The sequence below is a fragment of the Klebsiella sp. JN_Kp122 genome (assembly GCF_040062085.1).
Classification (GTDB): Bacteria; Pseudomonadota; Gammaproteobacteria; order Enterobacterales; family Enterobacteriaceae; genus Klebsiella; species Klebsiella aerogenes.
Genome location: NZ_JBEAHW010000020.1, coordinates 24,387 through 39,601 on the forward strand (window position 1 = coordinate 24,387; position 15,215 = coordinate 39,601).

Annotated in this window: 13 protein-coding genes; 10 read left to right on the forward strand and 3 right to left on the reverse strand. The window is 55.4% G+C overall.

Translation table 11 applies throughout. The annotated features are described in order from the left end of the window. Window positions 1–4: 4 nt before the first annotated feature. From phoR to malZ, 4 genes are all read left to right on the forward strand, one after another. Window positions 5–1,300, forward strand: a complete 1,296-nt coding sequence (phoR, locus tag ABLU78_RS08770) for a phosphate regulon sensor histidine kinase PhoR (protein WP_047076830.1) — start codon at window positions 5–7, stop codon at window positions 1,298–1,300. 413 nt (window positions 1,301–1,713) lie between these two features. Next, window positions 1,714–3,033 carry a branched-chain amino acid transporter carrier protein BrnQ gene (brnQ, locus tag ABLU78_RS08775; protein ID WP_015368011.1) on the forward strand — a complete coding sequence of 440 codons (1,320 nt, stop codon included), beginning with the start codon at window positions 1,714–1,716 and terminating at the stop codon, window positions 3,031–3,033. Window positions 3,034–3,156: 123 nt separating this feature from the next. Further along, window positions 3,157–4,530 carry a proline-specific permease ProY gene (proY, locus tag ABLU78_RS08780; protein WP_015368010.1) on the forward strand — a complete coding sequence of 458 codons (1,374 nt, stop codon included), beginning with the start codon at window positions 3,157–3,159 and terminating at the stop codon, window positions 4,528–4,530. 147 nt (window positions 4,531–4,677) lie between these two features. Further along, window positions 4,678–6,495, forward strand: a complete 1,818-nt coding sequence (gene malZ / locus ABLU78_RS08785; RefSeq protein WP_048228417.1) for a maltodextrin glucosidase — start codon at window positions 4,678–4,680, stop codon at window positions 6,493–6,495. Here the strand turns inward: malZ and ABLU78_RS08790 are convergent. Then, the gene (locus ABLU78_RS08790; protein ID WP_015704553.1) at window positions 6,492–7,394 is read right to left on the reverse strand and encodes a LysR family transcriptional regulator; all 903 of its coding nucleotides are present in this window, start codon (window positions 7,392–7,394) and stop codon (window positions 6,492–6,494) included. The genes malZ and ABLU78_RS08790 overlap by 4 nt on opposite strands. Before the next feature lie 278 nt (window positions 7,395–7,672). Between ABLU78_RS08790 and ABLU78_RS08795 the strand changes: the two genes are divergently transcribed. The 3 genes from ABLU78_RS08795 to ABLU78_RS08805 all read left to right on the forward strand — a co-directional run bounded on the left by ABLU78_RS08795 (window position 7,673) and on the right by ABLU78_RS08805 (window position 10,938). Continuing rightward, window positions 7,673–8,314, forward strand: a complete 642-nt coding sequence (locus tag ABLU78_RS08795) for a hydrolase (RefSeq protein ID WP_015368007.1) — start codon at window positions 7,673–7,675, stop codon at window positions 8,312–8,314. Between the two features lie 184 nt (window positions 8,315–8,498). Beyond that, the gene (locus tag ABLU78_RS08800) at window positions 8,499–9,044 is read left to right on the forward strand and encodes an antibiotic biosynthesis monooxygenase (protein WP_048228418.1); all 546 of its coding nucleotides are present in this window, start codon (window positions 8,499–8,501) and stop codon (window positions 9,042–9,044) included. Window positions 9,045–9,069: 25 nt separating this feature from the next. Then, on the forward strand, window positions 9,070–10,938 hold the full coding sequence (locus tag ABLU78_RS08805) for an amidohydrolase (RefSeq protein WP_032712727.1): 1,869 nt from the start codon (window positions 9,070–9,072) through the stop codon (window positions 10,936–10,938). Between the two features lie 102 nt (window positions 10,939–11,040). On the opposite strand, the gene ABLU78_RS08810 is transcribed toward ABLU78_RS08805, so the two are convergent. Both ABLU78_RS08810 and acpH read right to left on the reverse strand, forming a co-directional pair. Continuing rightward, window positions 11,041–11,643, reverse strand: a complete 603-nt coding sequence (locus ABLU78_RS08810) for a peroxiredoxin (RefSeq protein ID WP_015368004.1) — start codon at window positions 11,641–11,643, stop codon at window positions 11,041–11,043. Between the two features lie 169 nt (window positions 11,644–11,812). Beyond that, the gene (acpH, locus tag ABLU78_RS08815) at window positions 11,813–12,394 is read right to left on the reverse strand and encodes an ACP phosphodiesterase (RefSeq protein WP_015704556.1); all 582 of its coding nucleotides are present in this window, start codon (window positions 12,392–12,394) and stop codon (window positions 11,813–11,815) included. A 150-nt stretch (window positions 12,395–12,544) separates the two neighbouring features. Between acpH and queA the strand changes: the two genes are divergently transcribed. The 3 genes from queA (at window position 12,545) to yajC (ending at window position 15,200) form a co-directional block, all read left to right on the forward strand. Next, on the forward strand, window positions 12,545–13,609 hold the full coding sequence (gene queA, locus ABLU78_RS08820) for a tRNA preQ1(34) S-adenosylmethionine ribosyltransferase-isomerase QueA (protein ID WP_015368002.1): 1,065 nt from the start codon (window positions 12,545–12,547) through the stop codon (window positions 13,607–13,609). Window positions 13,610–13,717: 108 nt separating this feature from the next. After that, window positions 13,718–14,845 (forward strand): tRNA guanosine(34) transglycosylase Tgt, encoded by a 1,128-nt coding sequence (gene tgt, locus ABLU78_RS08825; protein ID WP_015368001.1) that lies wholly within the window; start codon window positions 13,718–13,720, stop codon window positions 14,843–14,845. 22 nt (window positions 14,846–14,867) lie between these two features. Further along, window positions 14,868–15,200: a preprotein translocase subunit YajC gene (gene yajC, locus ABLU78_RS08830; RefSeq protein ID WP_003859109.1), complete on the forward strand. Its 333-nt coding sequence runs from the start codon at window positions 14,868–14,870 to the stop codon at window positions 15,198–15,200. The last annotated feature ends 15 nt before the right edge of the window (window positions 15,201–15,215 follow it).

Genomic DNA, 15,215 nt, shown 5'->3' on the forward strand with positions numbered 1-15,215 from the left:
ACCCGTGCTGGAACGGCTGTCATGGAAAAGGCTGGCGCTTGAGCTTTTCTTATGTTGTATCCCGGCCCTGATCCTCGGGGCGTTTTTCGGTCATCTGCCGTGGTTTTTACTGGCGGCGGTGACCGGATTGCTTATTTGGCATTTCTGGAATTTGTTACGTCTGTCGTGGTGGCTGTGGGTCGATCGCAGTATGACGCCGCCGCCGGGAAGCGGCAGTTGGGAACCGCTGCTGTATGGTCTGCATCAAATGCAGATGCGTAATAAAAAACGTCGTCGCGAACTGGGAAGCCTCATCAAGCGCTTTCGCAGCGGGGCGGAGTCCTTACCCGATGCGGTGGTGCTGACCACCGAAGAGGGCGCCATCTTTTGGTGTAATGGCCTGGCGCAACAAATCCTTAATCTACGCTGGCCGGACGATAGCGGGCAGAATATCCTCAACCTGCTGCGCTACCCAGAGTTTGCTAACTATCTGAAAAACCGTGATTTCACCAAGCCCCTTAATCTGGTGCTCAATAACGCCCGTCATCTGGAAATTCGCGTGATGCCTTATAGCGATAAACAGTGGTTGATGGTGGCGCGCGATGTCACGCAAATGCACCAGCTGGAAGGCGCGCGGCGCAACTTTTTCGCCAACGTTAGCCACGAGCTGCGCACGCCGCTCACCGTACTGCAGGGTTATCTCGAGATGATGCAGGAGCAGGTGCTGGAAGGGCCGACGCGGGAAAAAGCGCTGCACACCATGCGTGAGCAAACGCAGCGGATGGAAGGGTTGGTGAAGCAGTTGCTGACGCTCTCGCGTATTGAAGCCGCGCCGGTGCTGGCGATGAACGATAAAATCGATGTTCCGATGATGCTGCGGGTGGTTGAGCGCGAGGCGCAAACGCTAAGCCAGGGTAAGCATCAGCTGCACTTTAGCGTCGACGAAACGCTCCAGGTGATGGGCAACGAAGAGCAGTTGCGCAGCGCGATTTCCAATCTGGTGTACAACGCCGTTAACCATACGCCAGCGGGAACTGAGATTCACGTCAGTTGGCAGCGGGCGCCGCACGGCGCGCTGTTCAGCGTTGAAGACAACGGTCCGGGCATTGCGCCTGAACATTTACCCCGGCTAACCGAGCGGTTCTACCGCGTCGACAAGGCGCGCTCCCGGCAAACCGGCGGCAGCGGTTTAGGGCTGGCTATCGTGAAACATGCGGTTAGCCATCACGAAAGCCGGCTGGAAATCGAAAGTACGGTCGGGAAGGGAACACGCTTTAGCTTCCTGCTGCCGGAACGTTTAATTGCCAAAAATGGCGCCTGAGGCGGCGTTTGTCAGCTTTCCTTGCCAATGACCGGCTTCGGCCGGTCATTTTCATTTGCAGTCAACTTTTCGTTGCGTATTAAACGAACGCCTGGTTATTTATTGTTCGCATGATTAGCCACGCGTTTTGCGTCGTTATGGTCAATTAATCCAGGTTCAAAATCATAGTTAGCATAATCATCTGGTTTTACGATCCCACCTTGCTTTAAAACGTTATAAGCGTTTAAATTGCCCCCTATGCAGTCCCGGTAAGACTGCTTTTGCGTGGTAATTCAAAAAACAATTCTTTTCCACGCCGCTTCGAGAGCATATCTCGCTGAGTTTACAGGCAATGGCCGCTGTATCATCCCGAAAGGAAGGCACGGTATTTTTCCGTTTTTTACAACACCACATCCACAGGCAGTAATGAATTTATGACCCATCAGTTAAAATCTCGCGACATCATCGCGCTGGGCTTTATGACCTTCGCGCTGTTCGTTGGCGCAGGCAACATTATCTTCCCTCCGATGGTTGGCTTACAGGCCGGCGAACACGTCTGGACCGCAGCCATTGGCTTCCTGATTACCGCCGTGGGTTTGCCGGTGCTAACGGTAGTCGCGCTGGCGAAAGTCGGCGGCGGCGTTGAGCGTCTGAGCTCGCCAATCGGCAAAGTTGCGGGCATTCTGCTGGCCGTGGTGTGCTACCTGGCGGTTGGGCCGCTGTTCGCGACCCCGCGTACCGCCACCGTTTCATTTGAAGTGGGGATTGCTCCGCTGACCGGCGACGGCGCGCTGCCGCTGCTTATCTATAGCGTTATCTATTTCGCGCTGGTGATCCTGGTTTCCCTCTATCCGGGCAAACTGCTGGATACCGTCGGCAATTTCCTGGCGCCGCTGAAAATTATCGCCCTGGTCGTGCTCGCGGTGGCCGCGGTTATCTGGCCGGCTGGCCCGATTAGCGACGCGATGGAAGCCTATCGTACCGCGCCGTTCTCTAATGGTTTCGTCAATGGCTATCTGACCATGGACACGCTGGGGGCGATGGTCTTCGGTATCGTTATCGTCAATGCCGCGCGTTCCCGCGGCGTTAGCGAAGCCCGATTGCTGACTCGCTACACCGTCTGGGCTGGTCTGATGGCCGGCGTGGGCCTGACGCTGCTGTACCTGGCGCTGTTCCGCCTGGGTTCCGATAGCGCGACGCTGGTCGATCAGTCGGCAAACGGCGCGGCTATTCTGCACTCCTACGTGCAGCATACCTTCGGCGGCGCGGGCAGCTTCCTGCTGGCGGCATTGATATTTATCGCCTGTCTGGTCACCGCGGTTGGCCTGACCTGCGCCTGCGCTGAGTTCTTCGCGCAGTATCTGCCGCTGTCGTATCGTTCGCTGGTGTTTATTCTCGGCCTGTTCTCCATGGCGGTTTCTAACCTGGGGCTCAGCCATCTGATTCAGATCTCGATTCCGGTGTTAACCGCTATTTATCCGCCGTGTATCGCACTGGTGGTATTAAGCTTTACCCGCGGTTGGTGGCATAATTCCTCCCGCGTTATCGCGCCGGCAATGTTTATCAGCCTGATGTTTGGTATCATTGACGGTGTTAAAGCATCGGCGTTCGCAGATATCCTGCCGCAATGGACCGCGAGCCTGCCGCTGGCAGCGCAAGGTCTGGCATGGTTGCTGCCAACCGCGGTGATGGCTGTGCTGGCCGCGATCATCGATCGCGCAGCGGGTAGCCCGGTGGTCTCAAAAGCCCACTAACCGACGCTTTACGCAGGTGTTTAACCACGGGACTTAAGGTCCCGTGGTTTTTTGTTTTTTTGGTCATTCCCTTTTGCGTTTTGCCCCCGCAAAGCACAAACGAGAAAAACGGCATGGAACACGATGGAAAGTAGTAACAAGCTTAAGCGCGGGCTAAGTACCCGGCACATTCGCTTTATGGCCCTTGGTTCCGCTATTGGTACCGGCCTGTTCTATGGTTCGGCAGACGCCATTAAAATGGCGGGGCCGAGCGTATTGTTGGCATACATTATCGGCGGCGTGGCGGCGTATATCATCATGCGCGCGCTGGGCGAAATGTCGGTGCATAACCCTTCCGCCAGCTCTTTCTCGCGTTATGCGCAGGAGAACCTCGGCGGACTGGCCGGCTATATCACCGGCTGGACCTATTGTTTTGAAATCCTGATCGTCGCGATTGCCGACGTGACCGCCTTCGGTATCTATATGGGCGTCTGGTTCCCGGCGGTGCCGCACTGGATATGGGTACTAAGCGTGGTGCTGATTATCTGCGCCGTCAATCTGATGAGCGTGAAGGTGTTCGGCGAACTGGAGTTCTGGTTCTCATTCTTTAAAGTCGCCACGATTATCATCATGATCCTTGCCGGTTTCGGCATCATCATCTGGGGTATCGGCAACGGCGGTCAGCCAACCGGTATTCATAACTTATGGAGTAACGGCGGCTTCTTCAGTAACGGCTGGCTGGGGATGGTGATGTCGCTGCAGATGGTGATGTTCGCCTACGGCGGAATTGAGATTATCGGTATCACCGCCGGTGAAGCGAAGGATCCGGAAAAATCCATTCCGCGGGCGATTAATTCGGTGCCGATGCGTATCCTGGTGTTCTACGTGGGGACGCTGTTCGTCATTATGTCTATCTATCCCTGGAACCTGGTGGGGACTAACGGCAGCCCGTTCGTGTTGACCTTCCAGCATATGGGAATTACCTTTGCCGCCGGCATCCTGAACTTCGTGGTGTTAACCGCCTCGCTATCGGCGATTAACAGCGACGTATTCGGCGTTGGCCGTATGCTGCACGGAATGGCCGAGCAGGGGAGCGCGCCGAAAGTGTTCGCCAAAACGTCGCGTCGCGGTACGCCGTGGGTGACGGTGCTGGTGATGACCGTGGCGCTGCTGTTTGCGGTCTATCTCAACTACATCATGCCGGAAAACGTCTTCCTGGTAATTGCTTCGCTGGCGACCTTCGCCACGGTGTGGGTGTGGATTATGATCCTGCTGTCGCAAATCGCTTTCCGTCGCCGCCTGTCGCCGGAAGAGGTGAAAGCGCTGAAGTTTAAAGTACCGGGCGGCGTGGCCACCACCGTGGTCGGCCTGCTGTTCCTGGTCTTTATCATCGCGCTTATCGGCTACCATCCGGATACCCGCATTTCGCTGTACGTCGGCTTTGCGTGGATCGTGCTGCTGCTGGTTGGCTGGAAAATTAAGACCCGCCGCGATCGCCAGTTAGCGCAGGCGCAGTAATTCTCCACTCTTCCGGGTCCGGCTTTGCCGCGGCCCGGAAAAATCACATCCTCCTCCTTTCTCCTCCCCCAATTATTCTATTGATGATGAGTTATACGCCTGTTCACTGTGGCAAGGTGTGGCCATTACGCAAAAAGAGGAATGATGATGTTGAAGGCCTGGCACCTGCCGGTTGCTCCTTTTATTAAAGAGCAGCAGGAACGACTCGTTATCACATTGTGGCTAAGCGGCGAAACAATGCCGCAGCGAATTACGCTGCGCGCGGAAGAAGACAATGAAGAGCTGTCGTTGCCCATGCAGCGCCTGCGCCAATCCCCACACGCCGATGTCGTCGCCTGGCGTGGAGAGATAAACCTGATGAACGGCCAGCCGCGCCGCCGCTATAGCTTTAAGCTGCTGTGGGCGGACCGTCAGTTGTGGTTTACGCCGCAGGGATTCCAGCGTTTCCCGCCCGCGAGGCTGGAGCAGTTTGCGGTTGATGTGCCGGATAGCGGCCCGCAGTGGGTCGCCGATCAGGTCTTTTATCAAATTTTCCCCGATCGTTTCGCCCGTAGCGAGGCGCGAGAAGCCGGGCAGGACGAGGTTTATTACCACCATGCGGCCGGTCAGGATATTGTGCTAAAAGCGTGGGATGAGCCGTTAACCGGCGAGGCGGGCGGTTCGACCTTTTATGGCGGCGACCTCGACGGTATTAGCGAGAAGCTTCCTTATCTGAAGCAGCTTGGCGTGACCGCGCTGTATCTCAATCCGGTATTCGTCGCGCCCAGCGTACATAAATACGATACCGCTGATTATCGCCGTGTCGATCCGCAGTTCGGTGGCGATGCCGCGCTGCTGCGCCTGCGCCACAATACGCAGCGTGAAGGGATGCGCCTGATCCTCGACGGCGTGTTTAACCATACCGGTGACTCGCACCCGTGGTTCGATCGCCACCAGCAGGCGAGCAACGGCGCCTGCCATCAGCCGGATTCACCGTGGCGTGAGTGGTTTAATTTTTCCCCGGACGGGGTGGCGCATAACTGGCTGGGTTACGCCAGTCTGCCAAAACTTGACTACCGTTCATCGAGCCTGGTTAACGAAATCTATGCGGGTGAAGACAGCGTGGTGCGCCACTGGTTAAAAGCGCCGTGGAGTATGGACGGCTGGCGGCTGGACGTGGTGCATATGTTGGGCGAAGAGGGCGGGGCGCGCAACAACCTGCGCCATATTGCCGGCATTACCCAGGCGGCGAAGCGGGAGCAGCCGGAGGCTTTTGTATTCGGCGAACATTTTGGCGATGCGCGTCAGTGGCTGCAGGCTGATGCCGAAGACGCGGCGATGAACTATCGCGGTTTTACCTTCCCGCTGTGGGGGTTCCTCGCCAATACCGATATTTCCTACGATCCGCAGCACATCGATGCGCAAACCTGTATGGCGTGGATGGACAACTATCGCGCCGGGCTGTCGCATCAGCAGCAATTGCGGATGTTTAACCAACTGGGCAGCCACGATACCGCGCGTTTTAAATCCTTGCTGGGTAAGGATGTGGCGCGACTGCCGCTGGCGGTGGTCTGGCTGTTCTGTTGGCCGGGCGTTCCGTGTATTTACTATGGTGACGAAGTCGGCGTCGATGGCAACAACGATCCCTTCTGCCGTAAACCCTTTCCATGGGATCCGGCGCTGCAGGATGAAAACTTGTTGGCGTTATATAAGCGTATGACCATCTTGCGTAAGGGGCATCAGGCGCTGCGCTATGGCGGCTGCCAGGTCATCTATGCGGAAGATAACGTGGTGATCTTTGTTCGCGTTTACAAACAGCAGCGGGTGCTGGTGGCGATAAACCGCGGTCATGCCTGCGAGGTGGTAATCGACGCATCGCCTTTGCTGGAGGGGAAAACGTGGCAGCGAAAAGAAGGCGCGGGCGACATGCACGATGATGTGCTGAGTTTGCCCGCGATTTCCGCAAGCGTCTGGTGTAGCCGTTAACGGTAGAGCTGGCTCAGACAGCTGTCTTCGAGAATAGCCTCTCGCCACCAGCGCTGAGCCAGACCGTTATTGCCGCTACGCCAGGCCATATAGGTTATATCTTTCTCACGGCTCGAAATCACCGGTTTCTCCAGCAACTCACCGCTCTCCAGCCACGGGAGGGCGATGTGGCGGGGCAGGAATCCGCATCCCAAACCGGCGCGCAGGAGCGCGACTTTGGTGGCGAAATCATCTACCCGGATTTGCTCCTGCTCATCGAGCAGGTTGCTGTTCAGTGGATGACAGTAGCGGGCGCTATCGCTAATAACCACCGCGCGATGCAGGCTGAGTTGTTTGTTGGTCAGCGGCTGGGTCGTTGCCGCCAGCGGGTGGCCGGGCGCGACAACGAACACGTTGTCCATCGCGCCGAGCATTTTCCACGACCATTCCGCTGAAGTCGGCGGTTCGTTAATCGCCCCAAGAATAATATCCGCGCCGTTGTGAGTCAGCTCTTCCCATGAGCCCGCCAGGGTATGGTGGGTAAAGTTGAGCCGGGTTTGCGGATATTGCGCGTAAAACTTTTCAATCAGCGGCAATAGGGCCTGGAAAGGAAAAGAGTCGTCCAGCGCAATCGCCAGATCCCGCTCCCAGCCGGAACTCAGCAGCTGCGCCTGTTTTTCCAGATCGTTGGCGGCATTGAGCAACAGGCGCCCCTTTTCCAGCATCATTTTACCGGTATCGGTAAATTTCGCCCGGTGTCCGGAACGATCCAGCAGACTGATGTTTAGATCGTTTTCCAGTTTTTGGATCATATAGCTCAGCGCGGCGGGGGTTTTAAATAGCGACTCCGCCGCCAGCGCGAACGAGCCATGCCTATCCAGAGCATCAAGAATCAAAAGTACATCAAGGTTTAAACGCATTAGTCTCGATCCGCCAGTCTAATAATAACGTTGTTTTACCGAAGGCCGATGTTCAATTCCAGTGAATAAATTAGAACAGTTCCCATTAATTTTTTGATTAGTCTTTTTTTAATTATTCAAACGGTCACTATTTTTACTCAAGTGAATTAAAACGGAAAGATTTCTTTAATAACTCGTTAGAAATTACTGACTATACTCATCATGCGTTATTGGCCACAATCAGCACAGCACAACGGCAGTGTATTATCTTCCTAACTAATTGATTAATAGGATGTGTTATGTCTATTCGTGAACTGATTGATCCGTCTAATTCCACCCTTATTTTTATTGACCACCAGCCGCAAATGGCTTTTGGTGTGGCCAATATTGATCGCCAGACGCTGAAAAATAACACCGTCGCGTTGGCCAAAGCGGGCAAGATTTTTAACGTTCCGGTTATTTATACCTCTGTCGAAACCAAAAGCTTCAGCGGCTATATCTGGCCAGAACTGCTGGCGGTTCATCCTGAAGTGAAACCGATTGAACGTACTTCTATGAACTCCTGGGAAGACACCGGTTTTGTTAATGCGGTGAAAGCCACTGGACGTAAAAAACTGATTATTTCCGCGCTGTGGACTGAAGTGTGCCTGACCTTCCCGGCGCTGATGGCGCTGGAAGAAGGTTATGAAGTGTACGTGGTAACCGATACCTCCGGCGGTACCTCCGTTGACGCTCACGAGCGCGCCATCGACCGTATGGTGCAGGCCGGCGCGGTACCGGTGACCTGGCAGCAGGTCCTGCTGGAGTACCAGCGCGACTGGTCACGTAAAGAGACTTATGACGCGGTGATGGATCTGGTTCGCGAACATAGCGGCGCCTACGGTATGGGCGTGGATTATGCTTATACCATGGTGCACGGCGCGCCGGAACGTAAAGCCTAAAACACTTCATCCTACAAGCTGCCTCTTTGTTGGCTTCGCTTGCCCGCCCCGGTCACTGGCTGATGTCAGCGCTCGAGGGCGGGCAATCTTGCCGCCTCAATGCGGCATGAATGATTTTGTGTATTGTCATTTATGGCTGATGGCGGGAGAAATCCCGTCATTCCCCTGAAGCAAGGAACTCTTAATGGCGCAACAGAAATCAGTGACGCTGGTCATCAGTCATCATCTCGATCCACAAAACGGCCAGCGGTATGAAGCATGGTTGGGCAAAATCATGCCGGTTGCGGCGGAGTTTCCCGGCCATCTTGGCGCCAACGTGATCCGTCCGGCGGCCGGGCAAAATCTCTGGAGCGTGATAATTCGCTTCGACACCATTGAACATCTCTACGCCTGGACGCAGTCGGAAATCCGTCGTGAATTAGTCGCGGAAATCGCGCCGTTTCTCAATGATGGCGATCGTACCGAAATCCGCACCGAACCGGCGTTCTGGTTTACCCCGCCTGCGGCCAATATTCGCCAGCCGCTGCGCTGGAAACAGTTCCTGATAACCCTGCTGGTCATCTTCCCAAGTACCAACCTGGTACCATGGCTGACCGGCATGGCGCTACCGGAGTTACGAGGAAGCTTGTTACTGCATCTGATTAACGATGCCCTTGTGGTCGCGTTGGTGGTCTGGTTGTGGATGCCTATCGTGACCCGTCTGTTTGCCGGTTGGTTGAAAAAAAACTAGCTCAACCAGCTTAAAGGAGTGCGTTATGTCGCAAACTGCCACACTGATTCTGACCCACGGTCAGATTCATACACTCGACCGCGCGAATCCACTGGCGGAAGCCGTGGCCATCGCCGATGGAAAAATTCTAGCGACCGGAAGCCACGATCGAATCATGACGTTCGCCGCCGAGGGGACGCAAATTGTCGATCTTAAAGGCCATACGGTGATCCCAGGTCTTAACGACTCCCACCTGCACCTGATTCGTGGCGGCCTGAACTATAACCTCGAGCTGCGCTGGGAAGGCGTGCCATCGCTGGCGGATGCGCTGCGTATGCTAAAAGATCAGGCCGATCGCACACCGTCGCCGCAGTGGGTGAGGGTGGTCGGCGGCTGGAGCGAATTCCAGTTTGCCGAACGCCGCATGCCGACGCTGGAAGAGCTGAATGAAGCGGCGCCTGACACGCCGGTATTCGTGCTGCATCTGTACGATCGCGCGCTGCTTAACCGCGCGGCGCTGAAAGCCGTTGGCTATACCAAAGAGACGCCGGACCCGGCGGGCGGCGAGATCGTTCGCGATAACAACGGCAACCCGACCGGGATGCTGATCGCCAAACCTAATGCCATGATCTTGTATGCGACGCTGGCCAAAGGACCGAAGCTGCCGCTTGAGCTGCAGGTCAACTCCACGCGCCAGTTTATGCGCGAACTGAACCGTTTAGGATTAACCAGCGCCATCGATGCCGGCGGTGGTTTCCAGAACTACCCGGAAGATTACGAAATTATCGAGCAACTGCACGCCAAAGAGCAGATGACCGTTCGTATCGCCTACAACCTCTTTACCCAGCGGCCGAAGCAGGAGCTGGACGATTTCGAGCGCTGGACCGATATGCTGAAGCCGGGGCAGGGCACCGATTTCTATCGTGCCAACGGCGCAGGTGAAATGCTGGTCTTCTCGGCGGCGGATTTTGAAGATTTCCTGCAGCCGCGGCCGGATCTGCCGCAAGGCATGGAAGATGAGCTGGAGCGGGTGGTGCGTCATCTGGTGGAACACCGCTGGCCTTTCCGTCTGCATGCCACCTACGATGAGTCGATTAGCCGAATGCTGGATGTGTTCGAGAAGGTGAACCGCGATATTCCGTTTAACGGCCTGCACTGGTTCTTCGATCACGCCGAGACCATCACCGAACGTAATATTGAACGCGTGAAGGCGCTAGGCGGCGGTATCGCGGTGCAGCACCGGATGGCTTTCCAGGGCGAGTATTTCGTCGATCGCTACGGCAAAGAGGCGGTGAAACATACGCCGCCGGTGGCGAAAATGCTGGAACTGGACGTACCGGTAGGCTTGGGTACCGATGCGACCCGCGTCGCCAGTTATAACCCGTGGACCGCGCTGTACTGGCTGGTTTCCGGACGTACCGTCGGCGGCATGGCGATGTACGACGATAACAACCGTTTGCCGCGCGACGTCGCCCTTGAGCTATGGACCGCCGGTAGCGCATGGTTCTCCAGCGAGCAGGGTAAAAAAGGACGCATTGAGAAAGGGCAACTGGCTGACCTGGTGGTGCTGTCAAAAGACTACTTCAGCGTTGCGGAAGAGGAAATTAAAGGTATTGAGTCGGTATTGACCATCGTTGATGGCAAGGTGGTGTACGCGGCCGGCCATTTCTCGCCGCTGGCGCCGCCGCCAATTCCGGTATTGCCGGAGTGGTCGCCGGTGGTAAAAGTGCCAGGGCATTATCGCTCGGCGCCGCCTGCGGCCGCGAAGATTGGCGCGGTGGTGCAGATGCACCAGTGCTGCGGCAGCTGCGGCGTGCACGGACATCAGCATGATATTGCGCGCAAGTCGTCGATTCCGGTGGCGGATGAGCAGGCTTTCTGGGGCGTATTAGGCTGTTCTTGCTTCGCGTTCTGATACTTTTGCCCGGTGGCGCTGCGCTTACCGGGCTCACAGCGAATATAACAGGCACAAAAAAGGCTCGCATTTGCGAGCCTTTTTATGGAAACGTCTAGCCGATTACAGGCTGGATACGTTTTCGGTCAGGTATTTAGCTACGCCTTCCGGAGAAGCGGCCATACCTTCTTTTCCTTTTTCCCACTGAGCCGGGCAAACTTCACCGTGCTCTTCGTGGAACTGCAGCGCGTCAACCATACGCAGCATTTCGTCGATGTTACGGCCCAGCGGCAGGTCGTTAACAACCTGGTGGCGAACGATGCCGTTAGCGTCGATCAGGAAGGAACCGCGCAGCGCAACGCCTTCGTCCGGATGCTCGATGCCGTAAGCTTTCTGAATTTCACGTTTGATGTCGGCAACCATCGCGTATTTAACCGGGCCAATACCGCCCTGGTCTACCGGGGTGTTACGCCATGCGTTGTGAACGAACTCGGAGTCAAAGGAAACGCCAACCACTTCTACGCCGCGTTTCTGGAATTCTTCGTAGCGCTTGTCGAAAGCGATCAGTTCAGACGGGCAAACGAAAGTGAAATCCATTGGCCAGAAGAACAGGACGGTAGCTTTACCGTTGGTGTGCTGTTTGAAGTTGAATTTCTCAACGATTTCGCCGTTACCTAATACTGCTGCAGCGGTAAAGTCCGGAGCCTGACGAGTAACCAGAACCATATGATTCTCCTGTTATTACTAAGGTTAATTGGAACGCAACGCGGGCCAGTATAGGCAGAGGCGGGCAGGAACTCAATGCGGCACTGACAATCGATGAGATAGATTTTGCCTATTGATAATTATTCAATAGCGCTTTCAGAATAATCGTTTTGTGAGAAAGCGCAAGGTTTTACAGCGTTCTCTTTTTCGCCTGCTCCATCATTCGCGGATAAAAACGCCAGAATTGCTGCTCCAGTTGCCCATAGTGGTTATCAAGGTCGTACCATGAATCACGCAGCGCATCGAGGCGCGGGCGGCGACTGGCCATACCGTTCAGGACGCGCTGAATGAATTCCATATCCTGATAACGTTCCAGCCAGCGTTCGGACCACATATATTCATTGAGATTAACAAAGCGCGGCGGCGAATCCGGCAGAATTTGCGCTACCTGCGCGTGGGCGTAGCGCACAAACTCGTTTAGCGGCAGATCCGGCGACAGCTGCGCCCAGTGATGCGACAGGAAATGATCCCACATGACGTCGAGGGAAATTGGCGCGACGCGGCGGGTCTCGGGGCGAAACCATTCGCGCGCCGTTTTAACTTCCGCCAGATTGTCGGTCATTACATCTATACGCCGATGCATATAAATGCCGTCAACCACATCCGCAGGATACTCGCCCTGCGGGTTACCACGGACAAAATCGGCCAGCAGGTTGCCCGGCAGCGAGCTATCCGCAAGATGGGCGAGATGTAAATGCGCGAGAAAATTCATATCGACTTCAATCCTTCACACGGTCATGCCGTTCTTGCTGGTTAATCATGGTATTCCGCTATTATATCCAGCGTTGAATAGGGTAACGGTTGCAGGAAGACCCGCCCGGCACTAGACTACCCGCCTCTTTATTTAGTCTGAGTCATCGTCATGCGCGTTACCGATTTTTCCTTTGAATTACCTGAATCCCTGATTGCTCACTATCCGCAGCCGGAGCGCAGTAGCTGCCGCTTGCTGTCGCTGGACGGGCCGACGGGCGCGCTGACGCACGGTACTTTCACCGATCTGCTCGATAAGCTCAACCCTGGCGATCTGCTGGTCTTTAACAACACCCGGGTGATCCCGGCGCGTCTGTTTGGCCGTAAAGCCAGCGGCGGCAAGATTGAAGTGCTGGTCGAGCGAATGCTGGATGATAAACGTATTCTGGCACATATTCGCGCCTCTAAAGCGCCGAAGCCGGGGGCGGAGCTGCTGTTAGGCGATGACGAAAGCATTAACGCCACAATGCTGGCGCGCCACGGCGCACTGTTTGAAGTTGAGTTCAACGATGAGCGCCCGGTGCTCGATATCCTGAACAGCATCGGTCATATGCCGCTGCCGCCGTATATCGACCGCCCGGACGAAGACGCCGATCGCGAGCTGTACCAGACAGTTTACGGCACCAAGCCGGGCGCGGTCGCCGCGCCGACCGCCGGCTTGCATTTTGACGACCCGCTGCTGGAAAAACTGCGCGCTAAAGGCATTGAGATGGCGTTTGTGACGCTGCACGTTGGCGCGGGGACCTTCCAGCCGGTGCGCGTCGACAGCATCGAAGAGCACATCATGCACTCAGAATATGCGGAGGTGCCGCAGGATGTGGTTGATGCGGTTCTGGCGGCGAAAGCGCGCGGTAACCGCGTCATCGCCGTCGGCACCACTTCCGTGCGTTCGCTGGAAAGCGCGGCGCAGGCGGCTAAAAATGGCCTGATTGAGCCGTTCTTTGCCGATACGCAGATCTTTATCTATCCGGGATATCAGTACAAAGTCATCGATGCGCTGGTGACTAACTTCCATCTCCCTGAATCCACACTGATTATGTTGGTCTCCGCTTTCGCTGGCTATCAGCACACCATGAACGCCTATAAGGCTGCGGTAGAACAAAAATATCGCTTTTTTAGCTACGGGGACGCGATGTTTATCACGTACAATCCGCAGGCTATTTCTGAGCGTCCCTAAAAAGCCCGGCACGCCGGCTTTCTGACGCCTTGACGCATTTTTTAGCCACGGAATCATTCCGTGGCGAGTATTTAAACGTCGGACTGTTTTTCTGACGCAGGAGCAATAATGAAATTTGAACTTGATACCACCGATGGCCGCGCGCGTCGCGGCCGTTTGGTGTTTGATCGCGGCGTAGTTGAAACGCCAGCCTTTATGCCCGTGGGTACCTACGGCACCGTCAAAGGGATGACGCCGGAAGAAGTTGAAGCCACCGGCGCGCAAATCATCCTCGGCAACACCTTCCACCTGTGGCTGCGCCCGGGCCAGGAAATCATGAAGCTGCACGGCGATCTGCATGATTTCATGCAGTGGAAAGGGCCGATCCTCACCGATTCCGGCGGCTTCCAGGTCTTCAGCCTTGGCGATATCCGTAAGATCACCGAGCAGGGCGTGCACTTCCGCAATCCGATCAACGGCGATCCGATTTTCCTCGATCCGGAAAAATCGATGGAGATTCAGTACGATCTCGGTTCCGATATCGTAATGATCTTCGACGAATGTACGCCGTACCCGGCAGACTGGGATTACGCTAAGCGTTCGATGGAAATGTCTCTGCGCTGGGCCAAGCGCAGCCGTGACCGTTTCGATGGCCTCGGCAACAAAAACGCGCTCTTTGGCATCATTCAGGGCAGCGTTTACGAAGATTTACGAGATATCTCGGTGAAAGGTCTGGTAGAGATTGGCTTTGATGGCTACGCTGTCGGCGGTTTGGCTGTCGGCGAGCCGAAGGAAGACATGCACCGTATCCTGGAGCACGTTTGCCCGCAGATCCCGGCAGATAAACCGCGATACCTGATGGGCGTCGGGAAACCGGAAGACCTGGTGGAAGGGGTACGTCGCGGCATCGATATGTTTGACTGCGTTATGCCGACGCGCAACGCGCGTAACGGCCATCTGTTTGTGACCGATGGCGTAGTGAAAATCCGCAACGCGAAGCATAAAAGCGATACATCGCCGCTGGATGCCGAGTGCGATTGCTATACGTGTCGCAATTATTCACGTGCTTACTTGCATCATCTTGATCGTTGCAACGAAATATTGGGCGCGCGCCTCAATACCATTCATAACCTGCGCTACTATCAGCGTTTAATGGCTGGTTTACGCAAGGCTATCGAAGAGGGTAAATTAGAGAGCTTCGTGACCGATTTTTACCAACGTCAGGGGCGTTCCGTTCCTCCTTTGAACGTTGATTAATTTTAATAATGAGGGAATTTCAATGAGCTTTTTTATTTCTGATGCGGTAGCAGCAACCGGCGCGCCGGCGCAGGGCAGCCCAATGTCTCTGATTCTGATGCTGGTGGTGTTCGGTCTGATTTTTTACTTCATGATCCTGCGCCCACAGCAGAAACGTACTAAAGAGCACAAGAATCTGATGAACTCCATCGCCAAAGGTGATGAAGTCCTGACTAACGGTGGTCTGGTTGGTCGTGTGACTAAAGTCGCGGAAAACGGCTACATCGCTATCGCGCTGAACGATACCACCGAAGTGGTTATCAAACGTGACTTCGTAGCTGCCGTTCTGCCGAAAGGCACCATGAAGGCGCTGTAATTACCATTTTCCCTA

Coding starts and splice junctions, on each gene's coding strand:
- brnQ (WP_015368011.1), top strand. CDS start 1,714: ATGACCCATCAGTTAAAATCTCGCGACATCATCGCGCTGGGCTTTATG.
- proY (WP_015368010.1), top strand. CDS start 3,157: ATGGAAAGTAGTAACAAGCTTAAGCGCGGGCTAAGTACCCGGCACATT.
- malZ (WP_048228417.1), top strand. CDS start 4,678: ATGTTGAAGGCCTGGCACCTGCCGGTTGCTCCTTTTATTAAAGAGCAG.
- ABLU78_RS08790 (WP_015704553.1), bottom strand. CDS start 7,394: ATGCGTTTAAACCTTGATGTACTTTTGATTCTTGATGCTCTGGATAGG.
- ABLU78_RS08795 (WP_015368007.1), top strand. CDS start 7,673: ATGTCTATTCGTGAACTGATTGATCCGTCTAATTCCACCCTTATTTTT.
- ABLU78_RS08800 (WP_048228418.1), top strand. CDS start 8,499: ATGGCGCAACAGAAATCAGTGACGCTGGTCATCAGTCATCATCTCGAT.
- ABLU78_RS08805 (WP_032712727.1), top strand. CDS start 9,070: ATGTCGCAAACTGCCACACTGATTCTGACCCACGGTCAGATTCATACA.
- ABLU78_RS08810 (WP_015368004.1), bottom strand. CDS start 11,643: ATGGTTCTGGTTACTCGTCAGGCTCCGGACTTTACCGCTGCAGCAGTA.
- acpH (WP_015704556.1), bottom strand. CDS start 12,394: ATGAATTTTCTCGCGCATTTACATCTCGCCCATCTTGCGGATAGCTCG.
- queA (WP_015368002.1), top strand. CDS start 12,545: ATGCGCGTTACCGATTTTTCCTTTGAATTACCTGAATCCCTGATTGCT.
- tgt (WP_015368001.1), top strand. CDS start 13,718: ATGAAATTTGAACTTGATACCACCGATGGCCGCGCGCGTCGCGGCCGT.
- yajC (WP_003859109.1), top strand. CDS start 14,868: ATGAGCTTTTTTATTTCTGATGCGGTAGCAGCAACCGGCGCGCCGGCG.